Source organism: Dactylosporangium sp. CA-152071, from assembly GCF_050936335.1.
Classification (GTDB): domain Bacteria; phylum Actinomycetota; class Actinomycetes; order Mycobacteriales; family Micromonosporaceae; genus Dactylosporangium; species Dactylosporangium maewongense.
The window spans coordinates 7,885,617-7,908,621 of sequence record NZ_JBNJMZ010000001.1 but is presented as its reverse complement, the minus strand read 5'-3'; the positions used below and the strand labels follow the sequence as shown (position 1 = coordinate 7,908,621).

Genomic DNA, 23,005 nt, shown 5'->3' with positions numbered 1-23,005 from the left:
CGGGTGGTCAACGGACCGCCTCCAGCTCGTGCAGGGACTTCTCCAGCTCCTGCAGGTACACGAAGTGGCTCACCTCGAACCAGTGCCGGGTCGAGTCGGTGACCTTGCCGGCGGTGAAGCGCCGGTCGCCTTCCTGGCGCAGCTTCGCCCACAGGGCCTGCGCGCGGGTCGGCGACGCGTCGAGGACGCGCAGCCACTGGGCGATGAACACCGCCTGCCAGTGCGCCAGCGTGAACACCCCCGAGTCGGGCTGCAACAGGCCGGCGACGGCAAGGGTCGGGTGGGTGCGCGACAGCATCTGCAGCGCCAGTCGCGGGCGGCCGGCCGAGTCCGTCGAGAGCAGCTCCGGGGCGAGGAAGTCGAAGCTCGGCCGGTACCCCGTGGCGAAGACCACCAGGTCGGGGTCGATCGTGCGACCGTCGGTGAGGACGACGTCCGTGCGGTCGAAGCGCTTGACGTCGGGCAGCGGCGTGATCCCGCCGTGTCCGAGGTAGTACGGCAGCTGGCTGTTGACGAGCGGGTGCATCTCGAGCAGGCCGTGGTCGGGTTTCGGCAGGCCGAAGCGGGTCAGGTCGCCGACGGTCATGTTGATCGTGCGCTGCAGCAGCCACTGGCGCAGCCGGAACGGCAGCCGCATCGCGAGGATCCGGTCGTTGACCTGGTCGGCGGGTTTGCCGAGGGCGTACTTCGGCGCGTACCAGTAGCCGCGGCGGGTCGAGTGCCAGCACTTCGCCGCCTGCTGGGCCGCCTCGACCGCGATGTCGCACCCGGTGTTGCCGGCGCCGACGACCAGCACCTTGCGCCCGCGCAGCTGGGAGGCGTCCTTGTACTGACTGGCGTGGATGACCTTGCCGCGGAAGTCCTCGAGCCCCTCGTACTCGGGCATCTTCGGCGACCAGTTGTGCCCGTTGGCGACCACGACGGCGGCGTAGCGCATGGTGCGCGGCGCCCCACCCCGCGAGCCGCGCACGGTGACGTCCCACCGCGGCGGGCCGCCGGCCGGGTCGTCGGCGGGTTCGACCCGGGCGACCTCGGTGCCGAACCAGATGTGCTCCCGCAGCGAGAAGTGGTCGGCGTACCGCTCGAAGTAGGCGAGCAGCTGCGAGTGGTGCGGGTAGTCGGGCCAGTCGTCGGGCATCGGGAAGTCGGGGAACTGCGTGAACGGCTTCGACGAGATCAGGTGCGTGCTGGAGTACACGGGGCTGCGGTCGTGCCGCCAGTTCCACCCGCCGCCGACGCCGGTCTCGCGCTCGTAGCAGTCGACGCCGAAGCCCGCCTCGCGGAGGTTCTTGATCGCGGTGAGGCCGGTCCCGCCGGCGCCGATGACGCAGACGGTGTCGCCGCGGTCGTAGACGGGCTCGCCGTCGCGCCAGTGGGTCGCGCCGCCGGCCAGTTCGTCGAAGCTCGTCACCCGCGTCGTCTCCCCACTGCACCGCGTCCCACTGCACCGTGCGCCCCGGTCGCCGCGCACGCCTTGTCGCGGGCAGATCCTCGTCCGCTCGGCGCTGGTTTGTCCAGTCCCGCACGTCACGCACCCGAACCCGGCACCCATGATCCGGAAGAGTTCGGGCAGCCCTGGGTGCACAAAGTCTTCCGGATCACGGGAAGCCGCAGCGGGGGCGGGAGGGGCGGGCTACTCGGGCAGGTCGAGCTCGACGACGACCGGGAAGTGGTCGCTGGCCTGGCGGGCGGCGGGGGTGTCGACGACCTCGTAGGACAGGACGGTGATGCGGGGGTCGACGAAGACGACGTCGAGGCGTTCGCGTGGGGCCGAGCACGGGTACGTGTGGCGGGCGTCGGTGCCGGCGCTGTCGACGAGGCCGTCGGCGAGGGTGCGCCAGGCGGCGCCGCCGGAGTTCTCGTTGAGGTCGGCGGCGAAGACGACCGGCTCGGCCAGCTCGGACAGGTGCTGTTTGAGCAGCGTGGCCTGGCCGGGGCGTTCGGTGGCGTCGGTGGACAGGTGGGAGCCGGCGACCGCGAACGCCGACCGCCCGACGCGGCAGCGGACGAACGCGGCGCCGCGCATGTGCCGGCCGGGGGTCAGCGGGTAGCGGATGTCGAAGGCGTCGATCGGGCGGACGCGCAGGTTGAGCAGGACGAGGTTGCCCAGGGACGGCAGGCCGCCGCCGCCGATGACGAGCTCGAAGTCGCGGGCGAGGGCCGCCGACTTCTGCCGCCACCGGAAGCGGCGGGGCGCCTCCTGCAGGATCGCCACGTCGGGCGCGATCTCCCGTACGACCTGCGAGAGGGCGCGGCGGTCGTCCCGCAGGCTGTGCAGGTTGTAGGAGAGGACCCTGAGTTTGCTCATACGCGCGCCAGGTCGGCGGCTCCGACCACTCCCGCGAGGTTGCCCATGAGGGCGGGGCGGACCTCGGCGACGGGAAGCCGGCCGCGCTGGGCGAGCTGCTCCTCGTAGCTGGCCCGGGCGGGCTTCATGAGCAGGTCGCCGGCGTCGATGACACCGCCGCCGACGACGATGACCTGCGGGTCGAGGATCTGCACGATGTCGGCGAGGGCGACGCCGAGCCAGCGGCCGATCTGCTCGAAGGCGCCGGTCGCGACGGTGTCGCCGAGGCGGGCGGCCTGCGTCACGAAGTGGCCCCGGATGGCGTCGACGTCGCCGCCGACCAGGGCGAGGAGCTGTTCGGCGAGCTCCGGGCGTTCGCGGGCGTCGGCCTTGGCGAAGCGGACGAGGGCGTTTCCGCTGGCGTACTGCTCGAGGCAGCCGTTGCGCCCGCAGCCGCAGGGGTGGCCGCCGGGGACCATCGTCATGTGGCCGAGCTCGGCGGCGATGCCGTTGGTGCCTCGGATGAGGCCGCCGTTGATGACGATGCCGCCGCCGATGCCGGTGCCGACGGTGAAGAGGACCATCGAGCTGTCGGCGTCGTGGCCGGCGCCGAACTGGAACTCCGCCCAGGTGGCGGCGTTGCCGTCGTTCTCCACGACGACGGGCAGGCCGACCGCGGCGGTGATCTTCTCGCGCAGCGGCTCGTTGCGCCAGGCGAGGTTGGGGGCGAACTGGACGGTCGAGCGGGTCGCGTCGATCCAGCCCGCCGCGCCGATGCCGACGGCGTCGACGGGGTGCGCGGCGGCCAGCTCCTGGATCACCTCGATGATCCGGTCGGCCGTCTGCGACGAGTCCTGCGCCGGCGTGTCGCGCCGGGTCTGCGCGAGGACGTCACCCGCCGAGTCGACGACTCCGCCGAGGACCTTGGTTCCGCCGATGTCGACTCCGATGGTCAATCCCACCGCGTCTGTCTCCTCTCGCACAGGCGCTATGCCTCGGGATCAATCTTGGGTTTGACGGCCTTCTTGGCCATCGGTTTCGGCGACTTCGGTGTCTCCGTCGTGGCGTGCTGCCACACGTCTTCGGGTGTTTCGGGGGTTTCCGGTGTACCGGTGGATCCTGGCGAGCTGTCGCGACGCGCTCCGGTCGCGCTGTCGCCGCCGAAGGCTCGCAGGACGCCCGCCAGGCCGACGGCCAGGTCGCCGACGCCGGTGGCGAGGCGCTCGGCGAACTCGGGGTCGGGGTCGCGGGCGGCGGCGATGGCCTTGCAGACCGGGCAGACGCAGCACTCGGCGGAGCCGGTGGCGAAGCCGGCGGTGCTGTTCGCGGCGACCGACAGGGCGGCGAGGGCGGTCGCGACGAGGCGTTCAGCCTCCTCGCGCGCGTCCCGGCTCATGCCGCCCCCTCCGCTGCGCTCCGGGCCGCTCATGCGGCGCCCCCGGACAGGCCCTCGACCCGCCGCTTGAGCTCCTTGAGCGCGGTGTCCATGATCATCTTCTCGGCCTTGCGCTTGAACATGCCGAGCATGCCGATCGCGAGCTCCACGGCGAGGGAGTACGTGACCGTGGAGGTGCCGTCGCCGTTGGCGGTGATGTCGTAGGAGCCGTCCTGCTGCTTCTGCATCTTCGACGGCGCGACCAGGCTCCACTCGATCCGGGTCAGGTCCTCGGCATACTCGTACTGCAGCGTGTACTCGTCCGACACCGGGCCGGAGTCCAGCGCGAAGCGCACCTGACTGGCGTAGCCGTCCTCGTACTCCTCGACCACCTCGACCGATTTCACCGCGGCGACCCACTCGGGGTATCGGGCGAAGTCGGCGATGACCTCGGCGATGCGCTCCGGGGGCGCGTCAATGACGATCGACTGCGTCGAAGTGTCGGCCATGCGTGGCAGGCTACCTCTGCGGTGCGCCTGACGATCCGTCGGCAGGGTAGGTTCCCGAATACGGGTTGAAACGAAGGAGTCGGAACGTGCGCGAGTTCACCGTGCCCTCAGCGGTCACTGTCGGCGACCACGCCACGCTGACCGACCCCGTGTGGGACAACGCGGTCACCGCGCCGGACGCGGTGCAGTTCCAGCGCCAGCAAGCTGGCGGGTGGCAGGATGTCACCTGCGCGCAGTTCCACGACCAGGTGCTGACGCTCGCCCGGGGGCTGCTCGCCGCCGGCGTCGAGCCCGGTGAGCGGGTCGCGCTGATGAGCAAGACGCGCTACGAGTGGACCCTCATCGACTACGCGATCTGGTCGGTCGGCGCGGTCACCGTGCCGATCTACGAGACGTCCAGCGCGGAGCAGGTCGCCTGGATCCTCGAGGACTCCGGCGCGGTCGCCTGCTTCGTCGAGACCGACACGCACCGCGACACGGTCGCCGCGATCCGCGACCGGCTGCCGGCGGTCGAGCACGTGTGGCAGATCGACGGCGCGCCCGGCGCGCCCGGCGCGATCGATGTCCTCGGCGCCGACGGCGCGGCCGTGCCCCGCGAGGACGTCGAGCGGCGGCGGGCCGACACCAGGGCCGACGACCTCGCCACGATCATCTACACCAGCGGGACCACCGGCCGCCCCAAGGGCTGCATGATCACCCACCGCAACATGCTGTCGGACATCGTCAACGCGATCCCCGAGCTGCAGTCGCTGTTCCACCAGGGTGCCCGGACGCTGCTGTTCCTGCCCCTGGCGCACTCGTTCGCCCGGCTGATCCAGATCGGCGTCGTGCAGGCCCGGGCCACGATGGGCCACACCGCCGACACGAAGAACCTGGCGGCGACCCTGCAGAGCTTCCGGCCGACGTTCGTGCTGTCGGTGCCGCGCGTGTTCGAGAAGGTGTACAACACGGCGAAGCAGCGCGCCCACGCCGATGGCAAGGGCGCCATCTTCGACCGGGCGGAGCGGGTGGCGATCGCGTTCAGCTCCGCGGAGCGGCCCGGTCCGCTGCTGCGCGCGCAGCACGCGTTGTTCGACCGTCTCGTGTACGGGAAGCTGCGGGCCGCGCTCGGCGGGCAGTGCTCCCGGGCGATCTCCGGCGGCGCGCCCCTCGGCGAGCGGCTCGCGCACTTCTACCGCGGCATCGGCGTCACCATCTTCGAGGGGTACGGGCTGACCGAGACCTCCCCCGCCACCAACGCCAACCGTGACACCGGCGCGCGCATGGGCACCGTCGGGCGCCCGCTGCCCGGCGTCACGATCCGCATCGACGACGACGGCGAGATCCTCGTCCAGGGCGACATCGTCTTCAAGGGGTACTGGAACAACCCTGCCGCGACGGCGGAGGCGATCGACGCGGACGGCTGGTTCCACACCGGCGACATCGGCGAGCTCGACGACGACGGGTACCTGCGCATCACCGGCCGCAAGAAGGAGCTCATCGTCACCGCCGGCGGCAAGAACGTCGCCCCGGCCGTCCTGGAGGACCGGGTCCGCGCGCACCCGCTCGTCAGCCAGTGCATGGTCGTCGGCGACCGGCAGCCGTTCATCGCCGCCCTCGTCACCATCGACCCCGACGCACTGCCGGCCTGGGCCTCCGCGCACGGCAAGCCCGCCGGCGCCGACGCGGCCGCGCTCACCGACGACCCCGAGCTGCGCGCCGAGATCCAGACCGCGATCGACGACGCCAACACCACCGTGTCGAAGGCCGAGGCGATCAAGGTGTTCCGGATCCTGCCGCAGGACTTCACCGAGGCGACCGGCACGCTCACTCCGTCGTTGAAGGTGAAGCGGAACGTCGTCCTGAAGGAGTACGCCGGCGAGATCGCCGCCATCTACGAGCGCTGATGCATTCACCTACGGTAGGGAGGACCATTCGTTGACCGAGCTGACGGTGCTGGGCGACCGTCCCAGAGGCGCCGTGATCGCGGTTCGTGTCCTGATGCTCGCGCTCGTCGCGGCGCTGCTGTTCATCGACGGCACGCGTGCCGAGGAGCTGCTCTGGCTCGCGCTGCTGCTGATCGCGGTCGCGATCGCCACGGTCGCGCCGCCGGCGCACCGGATCGCGCACTTCGGGCGCGCCGCCGAGGTGCTCGTCGTCGCGCTCGCCGCCTCCGGCGTGGACACCGGCTTCCTCGTGTACCTGCCGGTGCCGGTCGTCGGCACGGCCCTCGCCTCTGGGATGGTCGTCGCCGGCGGGTACCTCGCGGCCGCGGTGGCGCTCCTCGTGGCCGGTGGCGCCGCCGACGGGGTGCTCGACGAGCGCCGGCACCTCGCCGCCTGCCTGACCTGGGTGGTCGTCGCCGGGGTCAGCGCGTATCAGGCGGGGGTCCTGCAGCGGGCGTTCCTCGCCCGGCGCACCGACGAGACGCCGCAGCCGTACGTGGAGGCGACCCGCCTGCTCACCCAGCTGCGCAGCGTCGCCCGGCAGCTGCCCGGCGCGACCCTCGACCCCGGCGGCCTCGCCGAGCACCTCCTCGACGAGGTCCGGGCGATGGTCCCGTCGTCCCGCGGCGCCGTCCTGTCCGGCAGCGGCGGTGGCCGGCTCGTCGTGCTCGCCCAGGCCGGCGTGGAGCGCCTCGACTGGGAGACCGCGCTGGACACCGAGAGCTCCGTCGCCGACTCGTGGGCGACCCAGCAGCCGGTCGTGTCGGGCCGCTCGCAGGCCCGGTCGGTCGCGCCCAGCCGCGACATCTCCTCGATGGTCGTGCCGCTCGTCGCCGGCGTCCGCACCGTCGGGCTCATCATCCTGGAGAGTGACACCGCCGGGGCGTACCCGCCGGCGATCCTCGCCCGCGTGACCGGCCTGACCGGTGCGGCCGCGCTGCGCCTCGAGGCGGCGCTGCTCTTCGACGAGGTCCGGTCCCTCGCCACCACCGAGGAGCGGCAGCGGCTCGCCCGCGAGATCCACGACGGTGTCGCCCAGGAGCTCGTCATGGTCGGCTACGGCATCGACAACGCGGTCGCCGCGCTGCCCGACGCCGCCGCCGCCGAGGAGGAGCTGCGCATCCTGCGCGCCGAGGTCACCCGCGTCATCACCGAGCTGCGGCTGTCGCTGTTCGAGCTGCGCAGCGAGGTCGACCGGTACGGCGGCCTCACCGCGGCGATCGCCGACTACGCCCGCACCGTCGGCGCCTCCGCCGGGCTCCGCGTGCACCTCTCGCTCGACGAAACCACCGCCCGGCTGCCCGCCGCAGTCGAGGCGGAACTGCTGCGCATTGCCCAGGAAGCCATCACGAACGCGCGGAAACACGCCGGGGCGGAGAATCTTTGGGTAACGTGCGCGGTCGATCCACCGTTCGCACAGGTAGAAATCTCCGACGATGGAAGCGGCATCGGTGAGAACCGCCCAGACGGACGCTATGGTCTTGCGATCATGGCCGAGAGAGCGGAACGTATCCGAGGCCGGTTGGAGATCACGCCGCGCGTGCCGAATGGGACAACAGTGGCGGTTGTGCTCGGAACCGCACCGCGTGCGCGGTAGCGTGAAGGCACCAGAGGGAGAGAGCACCGGGAATGTCGACTACCGCGACGCCGACGACACGTACCAAAGTTCTGCTCGTCGACGACCACGATCTCATCCGCCGAGGACTGCGGCACGCCTTCGAGCGTGACCGGCAGTTCGAGGTGGTGGGCGAGGCCGCGACGGCCGCCGAGGCGATCCGCCAGGCCGGCGCCCTGCAGCCCGACGTGGTCATCATGGACCTGCGCCTCCCCGACGGCAGCGGCCTGGAGGCGACCCGCGCCCTGCGCAAGACCAGCAACACCATGGGCATCGTGGTCCTGACCATGTACGCCGGCGACGACCAGCTCTTCGGCGCGCTCGAGGCCGGCGCCTCCGCGTTCGTGCCGAAGACCGCCCCGGCCGACGAGGTGGTCGCCGCGGCCCGTCACGCCGCGTCGGCGCCTTCCGCGTTCACCGCCGCCGACCTCGCCGAGGCGATGAAGCGGCGCCTGGCCCCCAGCGGCCCGCAGCTGTCCCCCCGCGAGGGCCAGGTGCTGCGCCTGCTCGCCGACGGCATGAGCGTCGCCGGCATCGCCAAGCAATTGTTCGTCTCCGAGTCCACCGCGAAGACGCACATATCGAAGCTGTACGAGAAGCTCGGCGCCGCCAACCGCGCCCAGGCCCTCATGACCGCCCTGCGGCTCGGCCTCCTCGAAGCCCCCGACGCCCCGAAGTTCTGACCCACTCCGGATTTCGACTTTCGATAGGCGCTGGCCGATCTGCCCCCAACCCCCAGAACGGCCAGCCTGTCGTTTCTCAACCCCCATGGCCCCACTTCGCCATTGACCACCATCACGCACCTCCGGCCCACCCGGCGCACGCTTTTCCGAGCTGACGCCCACGCGGCCATCACCACCACCCCACCGCACCACGGCGTTCACCGTCGTTCGCGGACCACCACCGCCGGCTCCGCAGACAACCGTCACGGGCCGGACATCACAATCCAGCGCCCCGACCGGCTCCACGGCGTTGACCTTCAATGACCGACCGCCGCCCTCTTGAGCGAGCTCCGCATTCAACCGCCGCGGCCGGACACCCCAGGCCAGCACCTCCCGGACCCACCACGTCGCGGCGTTCACCTTGAATCGCCGACGCCACGCCTGAGCACACTCTGCGGACGACCACCACGGGCCGGCCGCCACGGCCCAGCACCCCGCCGATCGCCCAGGGCCGGTCTCCCGAATACGGCGACACCAGGTCGGACACCACAGCCCAGCGCCCGCAGGACCTACAACCTTCGGCCCCCGCAATGCACCGCGCCCCGCTCAGTTGCCCCCGTGGCGCACCACGGCCGCTCGGCCGGCTCGTAGCCGACGCCGCTTGGCTGCCTCACGGTGCACGTCATCCGACCAGGTGCACCGCCGTTGACAGATCGTGCGGCGGCATGACGGCACCGCCGGCCGCGCTCCACCCGGGCCGAACCTTGGCCCCGCCGGCGTCCGTCTACCCGCCGTCGCCCTGGCAGGAGCTTGTCGTGTGCCTCGCCCGTCACCGTCCTTCCCCGGTTGTCGTCGGCGGTGGTCATCGCCGTCGGCGGTAGAGCGGGTCAGGGTAAGTCGGGCGTGGGTGTGGTGAGCATGGTGCGGAGCCGGTCCGCCTGGGTCTCCCAGCGCCAGTCCGACTCGACCCAGGCGCGGCCCGCGGCGCCCATCTTCGCGGCGAGGGCCGGGTCGCGCAGCAGGGTCGTGACGCGGTCGGCGACGGCGGCGACGTCGCGGCCTGGGACGACGAAGCCGGTCTCACCCTCGCGGACGGCGTCGGGCGCGCCGCCGGAGTCGCCCGCGACGACCGGCAGGCCGGTGGCGGAGGCTTCGAGGTACACGATGCCGAGCCCTTCGACGTCGAGGCCACGGCGCCGGGTCCGGCACGGCATGGCGAACACGTCACCGGCGGCGTAGTGCGCCGGCAGCTCCGCCCACGACACGGACCCGGTGAACACGACGTCCCGCTCGACCCCCGCCTCACGCGCGAGCCGCTCCAGCGCAGGCCGGTACGGCCCACCGCTGACCACCAGCAGCGCGGCGTCGGGAACGGCGCGGCGGATGAGCGGCAGCGCCCGGATCAGCACGTCCTGCCCTTTGCGCGGCACGAGCCGCGACACGCACACGACCACCGGCCGGTCGGCGAGGCCGTGACGGGCACGGATCAGCCGCCGGTCGACCTGCGGCGAGTACGAATCCACGTCGACACCCGGCGCCAGCCGCTGCAGCGACGTGAGCCCGTCCAGCGCCTTGGCGAGCCGGGTGCGGGTGTACTCGCCGAGGTACGTGACGACGTCCGCGCCCCGCCCGATGCGCCGCAGCAGGCTCCGCGCGCCGGGCAGCGCCGCCCAGCCGACCTCGTGCCCGTGGGTGAGCGCGACGACCCGCTCCACCCCGGCCCGCCGCCGCAGCCCGCCGGCCAGCAGCCCGAGCGGCGCCGCCGCGCCGAACCACACGCTGTCGCACCCGTGCGCCCGCGCCAGCTCAGCGGCCCGCCGCGCGACCCCGGCCGTCGGCAGCAGCATGCCGGTCCGCTCCCGCACCACCTCGAACGGCTGCTCCGCGTCGAACTTCTCCGCCCCCCTGAACGTCGAGCAGTACACGACGACCGACCCCGCGGGCTGACGCACGGCAAGGTTGTGCACGAACTGCTGGATCCCACCCGGCCGCGGCGGAAAGTCATTCGTCACGAGCAGCGTGGTCATCGCGCCCCCACCCCTCCAGCAACCACCCGGCCGCACTGCACCCCCGTGCGACCGCACGTCACGAGCGACGACCAGCTCCTCCGTGCCGCGCCGCCGACCCCGCCGGCGCGCTGCGGCGCACGGCGGCGACGGGCAGAGGTCGCATCGCGGCTCAGCCCCTCCGCCAACCACCCGCGAACGGCCGAGACGCTCCCCCATGCCACCGGGCCCGACGGCAACTGCACCGGACCCGACGGCTTCACCGGACCCGACGGCCGACCCCTGCCGCAGCGCAGCAGGTCGCAGCCGGTCAGCACCTTGGTCATCGCCGCCTCACGGCTTCGCCGGCCACCTGGTCGTTGCCGGGGCAAGGGGTCCCCTCTGGCACCACCAGGCTGAGCCGCCGAACTCCGCCACGGCCCACCGGAACGTCCTGGGTCACGAGCAGCATGGTCATCGCTCCGGCGCTCCGAACCCCACCGCGCCGGATTGCCGACCGCTGCCACGGCCCGGCAGGTCGTCACGGCCGGCGAGCGAGGCGGTCATCGCACGCCGCACGCCCCGACCACCCACAGCACAGCGCCCCGGCCGAAGCCGCACACGACACCCCACCGCGCCGAACCGCCGGCCCCCCGGCACGACGTCACGACCGCCGAGCAGGCTGGTCGTCGCACGCCCCGTGCCTCGGCCCGGACGGAATTCCGCACGACACCCCGTCATGGCGAAGCGCAGAGCCCCGCCAGCACCCGGCAGAACGTGACACGTGGAGCGCCGGCTGGTCATCGCTTCCCTCAGGCCCAGACGCGCAGCGCGGCCATACACCGCACCACGACGACCTGGACGGAACTGCTCACGGCACCCCACCGCGGCGAAGGGCCGAACACCGCCGGCGACCGGCAGGACCTCATGGGCGACGAGCGGAATGACCATCGGACGCCTCATACCCAGACGCGCAGCTCGGCCAAGCCAGGCACCACGACCCAGACGGAAATGCGCACGGCGCCCCACGGTGGCGACGTGCCGAACGTCGCTAGCGGCCGGCAGGACGTCGGGGGTGGTGAGCGGAGTGATCATCGCTCGCCTCGGGCCCAGGCGCGGGCCTCGGCCATGCGCTCCACGGCGGTCGGGTGGGAGCCGAACAGGAACTGCTCGACGGGGTTGGGGTCGGGGTCGCCGAGGTTGACCAGGGAGAGCCGGCCCTGCATGGCCTCGAAGCCGGCCGGGTCGGCGGTGAGCTGCAGGGCGTGCCGGTCGGCGCGGGCCTCGACGCGGCGCGACACGAACGCCTGGGCCGGGCCGGCGAGCAGGCCCGCCACGGTCGCGACGGCGATCAGCAGGGCGACCGCGCGCGGCTCGCCGATCGAGTCCACGCCCGCGCGGCGCAGCAGGGCGCCCCACGAGCCCAGCAGGTACAGCGCGCAGACGGCGGCGGCCGCGCCGAACGCGCCGAGCAGCGTGCCGGTGAGCACGTCACCATCCTTGGCGTGGCCGAGCTCGTGCGCGACGACCGACTCGACCTCCTCCGGCGGCGCCTTCTCCAGCAGGGTGTCGTAGACGACGATGCGGCGGGTCGGGCCGAGACCGGACACGTACGCGTTGACGGCCCGGGTGCGGCGGGACGCGTCGGCGATCAGCACGTCGCGGACGGGGACGCCGTCGCGCTCGGCGAGCGCCATGAGCCGGGTCCGCTGCTCCCCCTCGGGCATCGGGGTGAACTTGTTGAAGACCGGCTCGACCAGCACCGGGAAGATGAACGACAGCAGCACCGTGAGCAGGGCCGCGCCGACCGCTCCCCACGCCCACCACCAGCGGGGCACGAAGTGCGTGATGGTGAAGAAGCCGACGAGCACGACCGCGCCGATCACCGCACCGACGGCATAGCCCTTGAGCATGTCGACCGTCCAGGCGGACCAGTCCTGCGTGGACAGCCCATAGCGCCTGAGGATGGACTGGCGCCAGGCGGCGAGGGGCAGCGCCGCCACCTCACCGACGAAGACGACGGCGAGCCCGCCGAGCAGCGCCCGGGCGAGCCAGTGGCCGCCGAACGGCCGGGACACCTGCTCGACGATCCACGCGCCGGCCGGGGTCAGGCCGAGCAGGAGCGCGACGAGCAGGCCGAGGCCGATGGACAGATACATCCCGGGGCGCAGCGCCGCGTGGAACGCCTGCCCCTTGGCGACGGTGTCGGCGGGCAGCGTGTCGAGCGCGGCGAGCTGGTCGGCTCGCGGCGCGGGCGGCGCCGACCAGGGCACCCGCAGCGCCGCGACCACCACGACCGCGACGATCAGCGCCGCGAGGGTGATCGCCGCCCATGCGCGAGGAGTCACGCCGCACCTCCTGGTCGGAAACTCCGCAAGCTTATGCGGCGCGGTGCCGTCTCGACCGGCGCGGTGCGGCCGGCTCGACGTGGGTGGGGTCGAGCACGGTGACCTCGAACCCGGCCCGCTCGAACACCTCGATGGCGCGGACCTCGGCCGCGCCGAGCTGGTGCAGGGCGGGTGGCGTGTCGAGCAGCAGGGTCACCACGCAACCGCCGCAGGCGGTGCCGCGCACTGAACAGGTCTCGCAGTCGACGAGCATCGCTCCTCCTCCGTTGACCGTCTGTAGCTCCACGGTAAGCGGGGGGTATGACAAAAATGCGTTTCCGCAGGTCAGGAGCGGGATAGCCGGCGGAGGAGGGTGTCGTTCCCCAGCGGGTACGCACCGTGACGGCGTACACCGTCGATGACCTCCTTGTCGGAGGAGATCACCACGACCGGGCGGCCGGCCGGCTCGGCCCTGACCAGGCGCCGGATCAGCTCGTCGGCGGTCTCGCCCTTCTTGGAGAACAGCACCCGCACGCCGCGCGGCGCCGGCGGCAGCCCGACGACCCGCTCGGCGCCGTCGAAGGCGACGGTGACCTCGGCCCTGGTCTGGGCGACGAGACCGCCGACCCCGGCGACCAGGCGGTTGCGCTGCTGTTCGAGGGAGAGCTCCCCGTAGCCCTTCTTCGTGACGTTGTACCCGTCGACGATCATGTGCGCCTTCGGCAGGCTCAGCAGCTGGTCGAGGCGGGCGGGGTCGTCGGCGTCGAGCGCCCGGGCCGCGCCGGCGCCCGGTGCGTTGTCCGGGCGGTCGGCGTCGTGCTCGGCGACGAAGTCGGCCGGCAGCCGGTCGGTGGGGTCGAGGGCCAGCTCGCGGCGCAGCCCCACGGCGGCCTGCCCGATCGTCTCCAGCAGCAGCCAGAGGCGGGCGTCGTCGACGGCGCGGGCGTCCTTGGCGCTCTGCCGCTGGGCGCCGGCCACGGTCTCCGCCTCGGCGAGCTTGGCGCGCACGCGGCGCAGCTCGGCGTCGTGGTCGGCGGTCGCCCGGGTGGCGCGGCCCTTCTCGCTGGCGAGCATGTCGGTCGCCTTGCGCTCCTTGGCCTGGCTCTCCCGCAGCGCCTTGCCCAGCGAGCGGACCTCCTCGCGGAGGCCGGCGGTCTCGTCGCGGAGGCGGGCCAGCTCGTCGCGGAGCTTGTCGGCCTCGACCCGGGCGACGGCGCGGTCGTGCTCGGCACGGGCGAGGCGCTGCTCGACGTCGCGGATGCGGTCGGAAGCGGCGGCGTCCTCGGCCTCGGTGCGGACCGTGTCGGTGGCCCGCTCGACCAGGTCGCGCCAGCCGTCGGGGCGGGCGAGGTAGGCCAGCGCGGCGACCTCGACGGGGTCGGCGGCCGGCGGCGCGACCCCTTCCAGGATCGAGGCGCCCAGGTCACCGGCGTCGTTGACGACCCTGGTCGCGAGGCGCTGACGCAGCAGCGGGTCGCCGGACAGCTGCATCGCGATGACGGGTCCGCCGAGGCGGGCGCGCCGGTTGGGGGCGAACTTCGCGACCCGCCGCAGCGGCATCGGCAGCTCGTCGAGGGGCAGGCCGGTCATGGCGCCGGCCGCGAGGGAGATGACCCGCTGGCGGATGATCTCGGGCAGCGCGGGCTCGGCGCCGCCGTCGGAGTCCGGCAGGTCGACGTCCTCCGGCGCAGACGTCACCGCGGCCTCGTCGTCGAGGTCGTCGGGAGCATCGTGCGCGGGCATCACTCCAGTGTCGCATTGTCGACCAGATTCGCCCCGGATGGTCTCCAGGACCGGCGGCTTCCCTCGAAAGGCTAAAAGCTGACATATCCTTATTTCACCCGATTGGGTACGCCAGCGAGGAGGCACGGACATGCAGCCGCCGGTACCCGACAACGAAGCGGAACGGATCTCGACCCTGCGGGGACTGGCGGTCCTCGACACCCCGCCGGAGACGGACTTCGACGACATCGTCAGGATCGCGTCGGAGGTCTGCGGCGCCCCGATCTCCCTGGTCACCCTGGTCGACACCCAGCGACAGTGGTTCAAGGCCAAGACCGGCCTCGACGGCATCACCGAGACGCCCCGCGAAGTGGCGTTCTGCGCCCACGCGATCATGGGCCGCGACCTGATGGTCGTCCCGGACGCCACCGCGGACGCGCGGTTCGCCGACAACCCGTTCGTCAGAGTCGCGGACGGCATCCGCTTCTACGCCGGCGCCCCCCTGCTGACCAGCGAAGGCGCGGCACTGGGCACCCTGTGCGTGGTCGACCACGCGCCGCACCGGCTCAACCTGGACCAGATGCGGGCGTTGCGGGCGCTCGCCAGGCAGGTCACGGAGCTGCTCGAGCTGCGACGCCTGGTCGACGCCGCCGCGCTCGACGGCCCGCCCGAGTCCAGGTCGGTCGACCTCACCTACCTGACCGAGGCCCGCATCCGCGAGTTGCGCCCCATCGCGGACGCCAGGAACATGGCCATCACCCTCGGAGTGACCGATGCGGCGTCGGTACAGGCGGATCCCGGCCGACTGTCGCGCGCGCTGGACTATGTGGTGTTCTCGGCGTTGAAGGTCGCGCCGCCCGGCGGACGGGTCGCGGTGCGGGTGCTGGGCACCCCGGTCCCGACGGTGGAGATCAGCCATGCGGGTGGTTCGATCGCCCCGGAGTGGCAGGCCGACCTCGACGGCACGCGGGAGGCCGACGAGCTGGTCCCGCGGGCCGTGGCGGAGATCCTGCGGTCCCACGGGGCGACCGTGGCCAGGACCAACGCGGCCCTCGGCTCGCCGGACGTCCGGTTCGAGCTGCGCTTCCCGCCGCACTGAGCGATTTTTTGTCACACCCTGGTCGTAGTGTGCGCGCGTGGCCGACTACCACCAGGAAACGCTCGATGCCCTGTTCGACGACCCGCGTGCGGCGACGCTGTTCGCGTCGACGTTCGTGGTCGTCGACCTGGAGACGACCGGCGGCGCACCCGACGGCGGCGGCATCACCGAGATCGGCGCGGTCAAGGTCCGCGGCGGGGAGGTCCTGGGCGAGTTCGGCACGCTGGTCAATCCCGAGGAGCGGCTGCCGGCGTTCATCACCGTCCTGACCGGCATCACCGAGGCGATGCTGGTCGAGGCGCCGAAGATCGACACGGTGCTGCCGGCGTTCCTGGAGTTCGCCGCGGGCGCCGTGATGGTGGCGCACAACGCCCCCTATGACACCGGGTTCCTCAAGGCGGCGTGCGCCAAGCACGGCTACGCGTGGCCGAAGCCGATCGTGCTGGACACCGCCGCGATCGCCCGGCGGGCCCTGGTCGCCGACGAGGTGCCCAACAACAAGCTGTCCACCCTCGCCCGGCACTTCCACGCGAGCACCCAGCCGATCCACCGGGCCCTCGACGACGCCCGCGCCACCGTCGACGTCCTGCACGGGCTGATCGCCAGGCTGGGCAGCCACAAGGTGCACACCATCGGCGACACGATCGAGTTCGTGAAGGCGGTCAGCCCGTCCCAGCGGCGCAAGCGCCACCTCGCCGAAGGCCTGCCCGACGCGCCGGGGGTCTATGTGTTCCGCGGGCACAAGGACCGCCCGCTCTACATCGGCACCAGTTCGTCGATCGCGACCCGGGTCCGCAGCTACTTCACCGCCGCCGAGAAGCGCGCCCGCATCGACGAGATGATCAACGCGGCGCAGCGGGTCGAGGCGATCGTCTGCGCCCACTCCCTGGAGGCCGAGGTCAGAGAGCTGCGGCTGATCGCCGCGCACAAGCCGCCGTACAACCGCCGCTCCAAATTCCCAGAGCGGGTGATGTGGCTCAAGCTCACCGCCGAGGCCTATCCCCGGCTGTCGATCGTGCGCGACGTGCAGCCCGACGGCGCGGCATACCTGGGGCCGTTCGCGTCCCGCCGCGGCGCCGAGCTCGCCGCCGCCGGCATCTATGACGCGCTGCCGCTGCGTCAGTGCACCCACAAGCTGTCGCTGCGCACGAAGACGCCCGCGTGCGCGCTCGCCGAGCTCGGCCGCTGCCCGGCGCCGTGCGAGCACCGCATCTCCCCCGACGACTACGAGACCGCGGCCGCCGAGCCGTTCCGCACCGCCACGACCGGCGACCCGGGCCCCGTCGTCCGCGGGCTCATGGCCCGCATCGAGGCCCTCGCGACCGCCGAGCGCTTCGAGGACGCGGCCACGATCCGCACCCGGCTGATCACGTTCCTGCGCGCCGCGATCCGCATGCAACGGCTCGCCTCGCTGACCAGCCTGCCCGAGCTGATCGCCGCCCGGCCCTCCGCCAAGGGCGGCTGGGAGCTCGCCGTGGTGCGACACGGCCGTCTCGCCGCGGCGGGCGTGTCACCCCCGCGGGTGCATCCACAGCCGACTCTGGATGTAATTCTCGCCACAGCCGAGACGGTCCAGCCGGGTCACGGGCCGACGCCACGCGCGTCACCGGAGGAGACCGAGCGGATCCTCGCCTGGCTCGAGCGGCAGGAGACACGCCTGGTCAAGGCCGATATGGGTTGGTCATCGCCGGCCACGGGGGCCGGTCGGTGGCGCCCGTTCCTCGCCCGCGCGGAGGCCGCCGCGACGGTCCGGATCGACCTGGAAGGCTAAGCACATCGGACGATCGCACATACTCAAATGACCGATCGGATGCCACGAGGGAAACTAGGCTGGAACCTACCCAAACCCAGGCCCGCCCGGCCCGTCGGTGAGGAGGTGCCGCATGGAGCCCGGTCTGCACCAGTCCGGTGCGCCCCTGGATGCTGGCCCCTCCACGGTCACCGGCGCCGGCGGAGCCAACTCCGGGTCCTCGTCCGCGCACAGCGAGTTCATGTTGGACCCACTGACGCCCGGGGGCAAGCCCAACGAGCCGACGGGTTTTGCGCACCCGCTGGCGACGGGGTTCACGACCGGCGGGGCATCGCCGCCGACACCCGGCGCCACCGAAGCCCAGCAGCTCCTGGACGCGGTGGGCGAGGTGCTGCTCGGCCCGCGTGGGCTGCCGACCGCGTCGATCAACGTGCCCGAGGCCCCGCCGCGGCGCCGCCCTGCCCATCCGGCCGGCCGCCACCCGGAGCGCAACACCAGGGACAGGGTGCAGCAGGATCGGCAGCGGGTGGAGCGGACGTACGTCGACAGGACCCCCTCCGACCGCCGGGACTCGCCCTCCCCGGCCAGGTCCCCCCAGGACACCGCGCCGCAGGACAAGCACCCAGAGGCCACGGCGCCACAAGGCACTGCCTCACAGGACAAGACGCCACAGGACCGGGCGCCACAGGACCGGGCGCCGCGAGACAGCACGCCGCAGGACAGCACGTCGCACGACCGGGCCTCCCACGACAGGCACCCGCACGGCGCCGCCTCGCAGAACGCCGCTCCGCAGGGCAGCGCCCCTCAGGGCAGCACCTCGCAGGATCAGGTCTCGCACGACGGGCACCCACAGGACAGCGCCCCTCAGGACGCCTCGCAGGACCGGGCCCTTCAGCACGGGCAACCGCACGGCAGCGCCTCGCAGGGCAGCGCCTCGCAGGACCGGGAAGCTCCGAGCAAGGGTCCGCAGGACGAGGCGGGACGCGGCCGGGTGGCGCCAGGTGAAGGAGCCCAGGACGCGGGCCACCGGGACGGTGCGGCGCAAGGGCAGGAGCCGGAGGCCGGGCAGGCCCCGGACCCGGAGGCCCAGGACGTGGTGGCCCAGGACGGTGCGGGGCGGAGCTGGGGGTCTCGGGGCGAGGGGTCTCGGGACGCGGCCTGGCAGCGTGGCGCGCGGGTAGGCCGGGACGTGGGGACTGTGGAGAGTCAGGCTGCGGTGGTGGCGCCCCCGGGCGAGGTCGTGAGCGAAGCGGCGCCCGGGCAGCGGGTGCCGGTGGATGGGAAGAGCTGGCAAGGAGCGGCCGGGGGGCAGAGCGCTACGGACGCGGGGCAGGACGGAGCGGGTGGCTCCGGGCACGACGGTGGCGTTGGCGTATGGGGCGAGCAGCGGACACCCGCGCAGAGCACAGCAGGCGGGTCCGGGCGCGACAACCTCGGCGTGCGGGACGAGCAGCAGACGCCCGCGCAGAGCACAGCAGGCGGGTCCGGGCGCGACAACCTCGGCGTGCGGGACGAGCAGCAGACGCCCGCGCAGTGGACCGGGCAAGAAGCGGCAGGCGGGTCCGGGCGCGACAACCTCGGCGTGCGGGACGAGCAGCAGACGCCCGCGCAGTGGACCGGGCAAGAAGCGGCAGGCGGGTCCGGGCGCGACAACCCCGGCGTACAGGGCGAACAGCAGACACCCGCGCAGTGGACCGGGCAAGAAGCGGCAGGCGGATCCGGGCGCGACAACCCCGGCGTGCGGGACGAGCAGCAGACACCCGCGCAGTGGGCGGGGCAGGGGCAGCGGCCGCAGCGGGCGGCGCAGGATCAGGGTGACGGGCGCAGGGACTGGCCGGCCAACGAGCGGCCGCCGGCGCCGCGGGGTAATCCCGGGAGTGCCGCCGGTGGGCGGGCGCGCAACGAACGGTCCGCCGGTGAGCGGGCGGGGTCGGACACGGGAGCGGGCGCCGGGGGCGAGCGGGACGTCGCGGGCAGGAGCGCCGACGCGGAAGCGAACGGTGCCGCCGGGCAGACGGACGCGGCCGCCGGTACACGCGAGGACACGACCGCCGGGAAGGCCAAGGACAAGGCGGGCCGGAAGGGTGGCAGGGACGCGGCGGTGAAGCGGGCGGTGCCCGTGGACGACCGGTTCGCGGCGCCGCGGGCCAGGCTCACCGCGCCGCCCACCGAGGACTCGCCGGCGGTGCCGCCGCCGCCGTCGTATTCGGCGCTGGTCGGTGGGGCGGTGCCCGGGGACCCGACGTCGACGTACTCGGCGATCATCGGGTCGCGGCTGCGGGCGATGCTGCCGTGGCAGTCGGCCGAGGACCCCATGTCCAACGTGCTGCGGTCGCACCGGACGATCCACCCGATGGGCGACGTGGCGTTGCTGCGGCGGGCGTACGCGACGGCCGAGCAGATGCACCGCGGGCAGATGCGCAAGAGCGGCGAGCCGTTCATCTCGCACCCGCTCGAGGTGACGGAGATCCTCGCCGACCTGGGGATGGACACGACGACGCTGGTGGCGTCGCTGCTGCACGACACGGTCGAGGACACGGACTACACGCTGGGCGCGCTGGAGCGGGACTTCGGCGGCGAGGTGGCGCTGCTCGTCGACGGCGTGACGAAGTTCGACAAGATGTTCTACGGCGCGGACGCCGAGGCCGAGACGATCCGCAAGATGATCGTCGCCGCCGGGCGGGACGTGCGGGTGCTCGTCATCAAGCTGGCGGACCGGCTGCACAACATGCGCACGCTGGACGCGCGGTCGATCAAGTCGCAGGTGCGGATCGCGACCGCGACGCGGGAGGTGCTGATCCCGCTGTGCGAGCGGCTCGGCATCCAGGCGCTGAAGCGGGAGCTCGAGGACTGGGTGCTGCGGGCGGTCAGCCCCGGCGGGTACGCGCTGATCGACGAGTACGTCAGGCAGCGCAAGGGCTGGGACGGCTACCTCGAACGGGTCATCGCGGCCGTCAACACGGACCTGCGGAAGTTCGGCATCGACGCGCAGGTGTCGCCGCGGCCGAGGCACCTGTACTCGATCTGGAAGGACACCGTCGACGGCAACTACGAGGACCCGCACGACATGCCGCGGGTCGTCATCATCGTCGACGGGCCCGAGACGGACTGCTACGCCGCGCTCGGCGCGGTGCACGGCAAGTGGCGGCCGGTGCCGGGGCGGTTCAAGGACTTCATCGCCACGCCGAAGGGCAACAACTACAAGTCGCTGCACACCACGGTGCTCGGGCCGGAGGGGCAGTCCCTGGAGGTGCTGATCCGCACCGAGGAGATGCACCAGGCCGCCGAGTACGGCATCGTCGCCAACTTCCGGTATCCGCACGTGGCGGCCCGCTTCGGCCCCGCGTCGAAGGCGGAGCAGCTGAACTGGCTGCGGCGGCTGCTGGACTGGGAGGCGGCGGCGTCGGACCCGTCGCAGTTCATCGCGTCGCTGCGGTGCGACCTGGCCGAGGACCAGATCCTGGTGCTCGCCGAGGGCGGCGGCCGGCCGGTGCTGCTGCCGCAGGACGCCACGCCGGTCGACCTCGCGTACATCCTCGGCGCGGACGTCGGCAACCGATGTATCGGCGCGAAGGTGAACGGCCGGCTGATCGCGGTGTCGTCGCCGCTCGCCGACGGTGACACGGTCGAGATCATCACGCGGACCGGGCAGCGCGACGAGTTCGACTTCGACGCCGACGCCCCCGCGCGCGGGCCGTCGCCGGAGTGGCTGGAGTTCGTGAAGACGCCGCACGCCCGGCTGCACATCAGCCGGTGGTTCGAGGCGCACGAGGCGCCCGCGATCACCGTCGCCAACAAGGTGCGGCTCGGCCGGCTCGCGATCGGTCTGGCGCTGCGCCGGCAGGGCCGCGGCCTGGCCAGCGACCTGCCGCTGGTGCGGCTGTCGGCCCGGCTCGGGTACCCGGACCTGGAGACGCTGCTCGTCGCCGTCGCCGACCACAGCCGCACCGCGGACGAGGTGGTCGAGGAGTTGATCGCCCTGGTCGACCACTCGCCCCGGTAGGCCGCTAGCCTTTCGGAGATGGCGGTAAAACAACAACTGCGCATGGTGGCGTACCGGACGTTCTACCGTCTCCCGTCCCGCTGGAAACGCAGGATCGTGCGGACGTTCCAGCCGACGTACACGGTCGGCGCCGTCATCCTGGTGCGCGACCCCGAGGCGAGCCGGATCCTCCTGCTGCGGCAGCCGCCGGGCGCGGGCTGGTCGCTGCCGGCTGGGCTGATGGACCGCGGTGAGCGGCCCGTGCAGACCGCCGCGCGCGAGCTCGCCGAGGAGACCGGGATCAAGCTGCCCCTGGAGCGCTTCCGGCCGGCGAACCCGAACGCCCTTGTGCACACCCGCGGGCAGTGGATCGACATGGTGTTCGAGGTTGAGGTCGAGCCGCCCGCCGAGCTGGTCGTCGACGCCGCGGAGGTCATCGAGGCCGCCTGGCACCGGCTCGACACGCTGCCGCCGCTGACCGTGTCGACGTCGCAGCTGCTCGCGCACTACGGGATCGGGCCGTACAAGGACTACCCCGAGGTGCTGACGAAGTGACCGACATCTGTGCGGTGATCCTCGCCGCGGGTGAGGGCCGCCGGCTGCGGCCGCTGACCGAGCACCTGCCGAAGGCCCTGTGCCCCGTCGGCAACGTGGCGCTGCTCGACCGGGCCATGGCCAGGGTCGCCGCGCTCGGGATCGCCGGCCCCGCCGACCTGGCGGTCAACGCCTGCTACCTCGGGGAGCAGGTCGTCGCGCACGTCGGCGACCGGGCGCACCTCTCCGTCGAGCCGGGTGATCCGTTCGGTACCGCGGGCGGCGTCGCGCTGCTGAAGGACTGGATCGGCGGCCGCGGCGTCCTGGTGGGCAACGCCGACGCGTACCTGGCGGCGGGCGAGATCCCGGAGACGTCCGGCAGAGGGGAAGGCGGCGCGGCCGGTCCGGCCGCCGACATCGCGGAGCTGCTCGAGGGCTGGGACGGTTCGACGGTACGGATGCTCGGTGTGCCCGGGCCGCCGAAGGAGTTCGGCAGGCACCGGTTCGCCGGGTTCTCGCTGCTGCCGTGGGACCTCGTGGAGCGGCTGGAGGCGGTGCCGTCGGACCTGGTGAGGACCACGTGGCGGCCCGCGGAGCGGGAAGGGCGGCTGGAGGTCGTCGAGTACCGCGGGACGTACCTGGACACGGGCACGCCCCGGGACTACGTGACGGCGAATCTGCACGCCGTACACCATGAAACCCTGATCGGTGAGGGCGCCGTGGTGACCGGGAGCGTGGAGCAGGCGGTGATCGGCGCGGGGGCCGTCGTCGCCGGTCAGGTGGTCCGCGGGGTGGTGTGGCCGGGCGGGAAGGTCCGCGCGGGCGAAACGCTGCGCGACGCGGTCCGGGTCGGCCGGGAGCTCACCGTCGCGGCGGATTAGCATGACGATGTCCACATGCTGGAAGGAGCACCGCAGGTGATCACCGCGATCGTCCTCATCGACTGCGCGACCGACTCGATCCCCGAGGTGGCCGAGAACATCGCCAACCTTCCCGGGGTCAGCGAGGTGTACTCGGTCGCCGGCAACGTCGACCTGATCGCGATGGTCCGGGTGCGGCAGTACGAGGAGATCGCCGAGGTCATCGCCGGCGGCATCTCGAAGGTGGCGGGTGTGATCGACACCGACACGCACATCGCGTTCCGCGCGTATTCGCAGCACGACCTGGAAGAGGCGTTCTCGATCGGCCTGCCCGACACGGACTAATTTCCAGCAAATTTGCCGCCCCTTGCAG

The 23,005-nt window shown here is 72.7% G+C and carries 18 protein-coding genes; 9 read left to right on the top strand and 9 right to left on the bottom strand.

Annotated elements, in window-relative coordinates:
• Window positions 1-7: 7 nt before the first annotated feature.
• The 5 genes from ACQEVZ_RS35655 to ACQEVZ_RS35635 all read right to left on the bottom strand — a co-directional run bounded on the left by ACQEVZ_RS35655 (window position 8) and on the right by ACQEVZ_RS35635 (window position 4,171).
• Window positions 8-1,411, bottom strand: a complete 1,404-nt coding sequence (locus ACQEVZ_RS35655) for a flavin-containing monooxygenase (RefSeq protein WP_344506280.1) — start codon at window positions 1,409-1,411, stop codon at window positions 8-10.
• A 222-nt stretch (window positions 1,412-1,633) separates the two neighbouring features.
• A complete protein-coding gene (locus ACQEVZ_RS35650; RefSeq protein WP_344506279.1) occupies window positions 1,634-2,308 on the bottom strand; it encodes an endonuclease/exonuclease/phosphatase family protein in 675 nt (224 codons plus the stop codon).
• Complete coding sequence (locus ACQEVZ_RS35645; protein ID WP_360570731.1) at window positions 2,305-3,249, bottom strand: ROK family glucokinase; 945 nt, start codon at window positions 3,247-3,249, stop codon at window positions 2,305-2,307. The genes ACQEVZ_RS35650 and ACQEVZ_RS35645 overlap by 4 nt, the downstream gene beginning before the upstream one ends.
• Before the next feature lie 26 nt (window positions 3,250-3,275).
• Window positions 3,276-3,683, bottom strand: coding sequence for a hypothetical protein (locus ACQEVZ_RS35640; RefSeq protein WP_425552327.1), 408 nt, complete (start codon window positions 3,681-3,683; stop codon window positions 3,276-3,278).
• A gap of 29 nt (window positions 3,684-3,712) precedes the next feature.
• On the bottom strand, window positions 3,713-4,171 hold the full coding sequence (locus ACQEVZ_RS35635) for an SRPBCC family protein (protein ID WP_344506277.1): 459 nt from the start codon (window positions 4,169-4,171) through the stop codon (window positions 3,713-3,715).
• An 86-nt stretch (window positions 4,172-4,257) separates the two neighbouring features.
• On the opposite strand from ACQEVZ_RS35635, the gene ACQEVZ_RS35630 reads away from it, so the two are divergent.
• The 3 genes from ACQEVZ_RS35630 to ACQEVZ_RS35620 all read left to right on the top strand — a co-directional run bounded on the left by ACQEVZ_RS35630 (window position 4,258) and on the right by ACQEVZ_RS35620 (window position 8,394).
• Complete coding sequence (locus ACQEVZ_RS35630; protein ID WP_433374714.1) at window positions 4,258-6,057, top strand: AMP-dependent synthetase/ligase; 1,800 nt, start codon at window positions 4,258-4,260, stop codon at window positions 6,055-6,057.
• Between the two features lie 94 nt (window positions 6,058-6,151).
• Window positions 6,152-7,693 carry a sensor histidine kinase gene (locus ACQEVZ_RS35625; protein WP_433377154.1) on the top strand — a complete coding sequence of 514 codons (1,542 nt, stop codon included), beginning with the start codon at window positions 6,152-6,154 and terminating at the stop codon, window positions 7,691-7,693.
• Window positions 7,694-7,725: 32 nt separating this feature from the next.
• Window positions 7,726-8,394 (top strand): response regulator transcription factor, encoded by a 669-nt coding sequence (locus ACQEVZ_RS35620; RefSeq protein ID WP_033362529.1) that lies wholly within the window; start codon window positions 7,726-7,728, stop codon window positions 8,392-8,394.
• Window positions 8,395-9,260: 866 nt separating this feature from the next.
• Here ACQEVZ_RS35620 and ACQEVZ_RS35615 read toward each other — a convergent pair.
• From ACQEVZ_RS35615 to ACQEVZ_RS35600, 4 genes are all read right to left on the bottom strand, one after another.
• Window positions 9,261-10,400, bottom strand: coding sequence for a glycosyltransferase family 4 protein (locus tag ACQEVZ_RS35615; protein ID WP_433374710.1), 1,140 nt, complete (start codon window positions 10,398-10,400; stop codon window positions 9,261-9,263).
• 1,049 nt (window positions 10,401-11,449) lie between these two features.
• Window positions 11,450-12,706 (bottom strand): M48 family metallopeptidase, encoded by a 1,257-nt coding sequence (locus ACQEVZ_RS35610; RefSeq protein WP_433374707.1) that lies wholly within the window; start codon window positions 12,704-12,706, stop codon window positions 11,450-11,452.
• Window positions 12,707-12,737: 31 nt separating this feature from the next.
• Window positions 12,738-12,959 (bottom strand): hypothetical protein, encoded by a 222-nt coding sequence (locus ACQEVZ_RS35605; RefSeq protein ID WP_344506273.1) that lies wholly within the window; start codon window positions 12,957-12,959, stop codon window positions 12,738-12,740.
• Window positions 12,960-13,030: 71 nt separating this feature from the next.
• Window positions 13,031-14,428 (bottom strand): NYN domain-containing protein, encoded by a 1,398-nt coding sequence (locus ACQEVZ_RS35600; RefSeq protein WP_433374703.1) that lies wholly within the window; start codon window positions 14,426-14,428, stop codon window positions 13,031-13,033.
• Window positions 14,429-14,558: 130 nt separating this feature from the next.
• Here ACQEVZ_RS35600 and ACQEVZ_RS35595 point away from each other — a divergent pair, with 130 nt between their 5' ends.
• The 6 genes from ACQEVZ_RS35595 to ACQEVZ_RS35570 all read left to right on the top strand — a co-directional run bounded on the left by ACQEVZ_RS35595 (window position 14,559) and on the right by ACQEVZ_RS35570 (window position 22,977).
• Complete coding sequence (locus tag ACQEVZ_RS35595; RefSeq protein WP_433374700.1) at window positions 14,559-15,506, top strand: GAF domain-containing sensor histidine kinase; 948 nt, start codon at window positions 14,559-14,561, stop codon at window positions 15,504-15,506.
• 37 nt (window positions 15,507-15,543) lie between these two features.
• On the top strand, window positions 15,544-17,277 hold the full coding sequence (locus tag ACQEVZ_RS35590) for a DEDD exonuclease domain-containing protein (RefSeq protein WP_433374697.1): 1,734 nt from the start codon (window positions 15,544-15,546) through the stop codon (window positions 17,275-17,277).
• Between the two features lie 2,164 nt (window positions 17,278-19,441).
• A complete protein-coding gene (locus ACQEVZ_RS35585; protein ID WP_425552333.1) occupies window positions 19,442-21,259 on the top strand; it encodes a RelA/SpoT family protein in 1,818 nt (605 codons plus the stop codon).
• An 18-nt stretch (window positions 21,260-21,277) separates the two neighbouring features.
• Window positions 21,278-21,793 (top strand): NUDIX hydrolase, encoded by a 516-nt coding sequence (locus ACQEVZ_RS35580; RefSeq protein ID WP_344506269.1) that lies wholly within the window; start codon window positions 21,278-21,280, stop codon window positions 21,791-21,793.
• Window positions 21,790-22,653, top strand: coding sequence for a nucleotidyltransferase family protein (locus tag ACQEVZ_RS35575; protein ID WP_433374693.1), 864 nt, complete (start codon window positions 21,790-21,792; stop codon window positions 22,651-22,653). The genes ACQEVZ_RS35580 and ACQEVZ_RS35575 overlap by 4 nt, the downstream gene beginning before the upstream one ends.
• A gap of 36 nt (window positions 22,654-22,689) precedes the next feature.
• Window positions 22,690-22,977, top strand: coding sequence for an Lrp/AsnC family transcriptional regulator (locus ACQEVZ_RS35570; RefSeq protein WP_344506344.1), 288 nt, complete (start codon window positions 22,690-22,692; stop codon window positions 22,975-22,977).
• The last annotated feature ends 28 nt before the right edge of the window (window positions 22,978-23,005 follow it).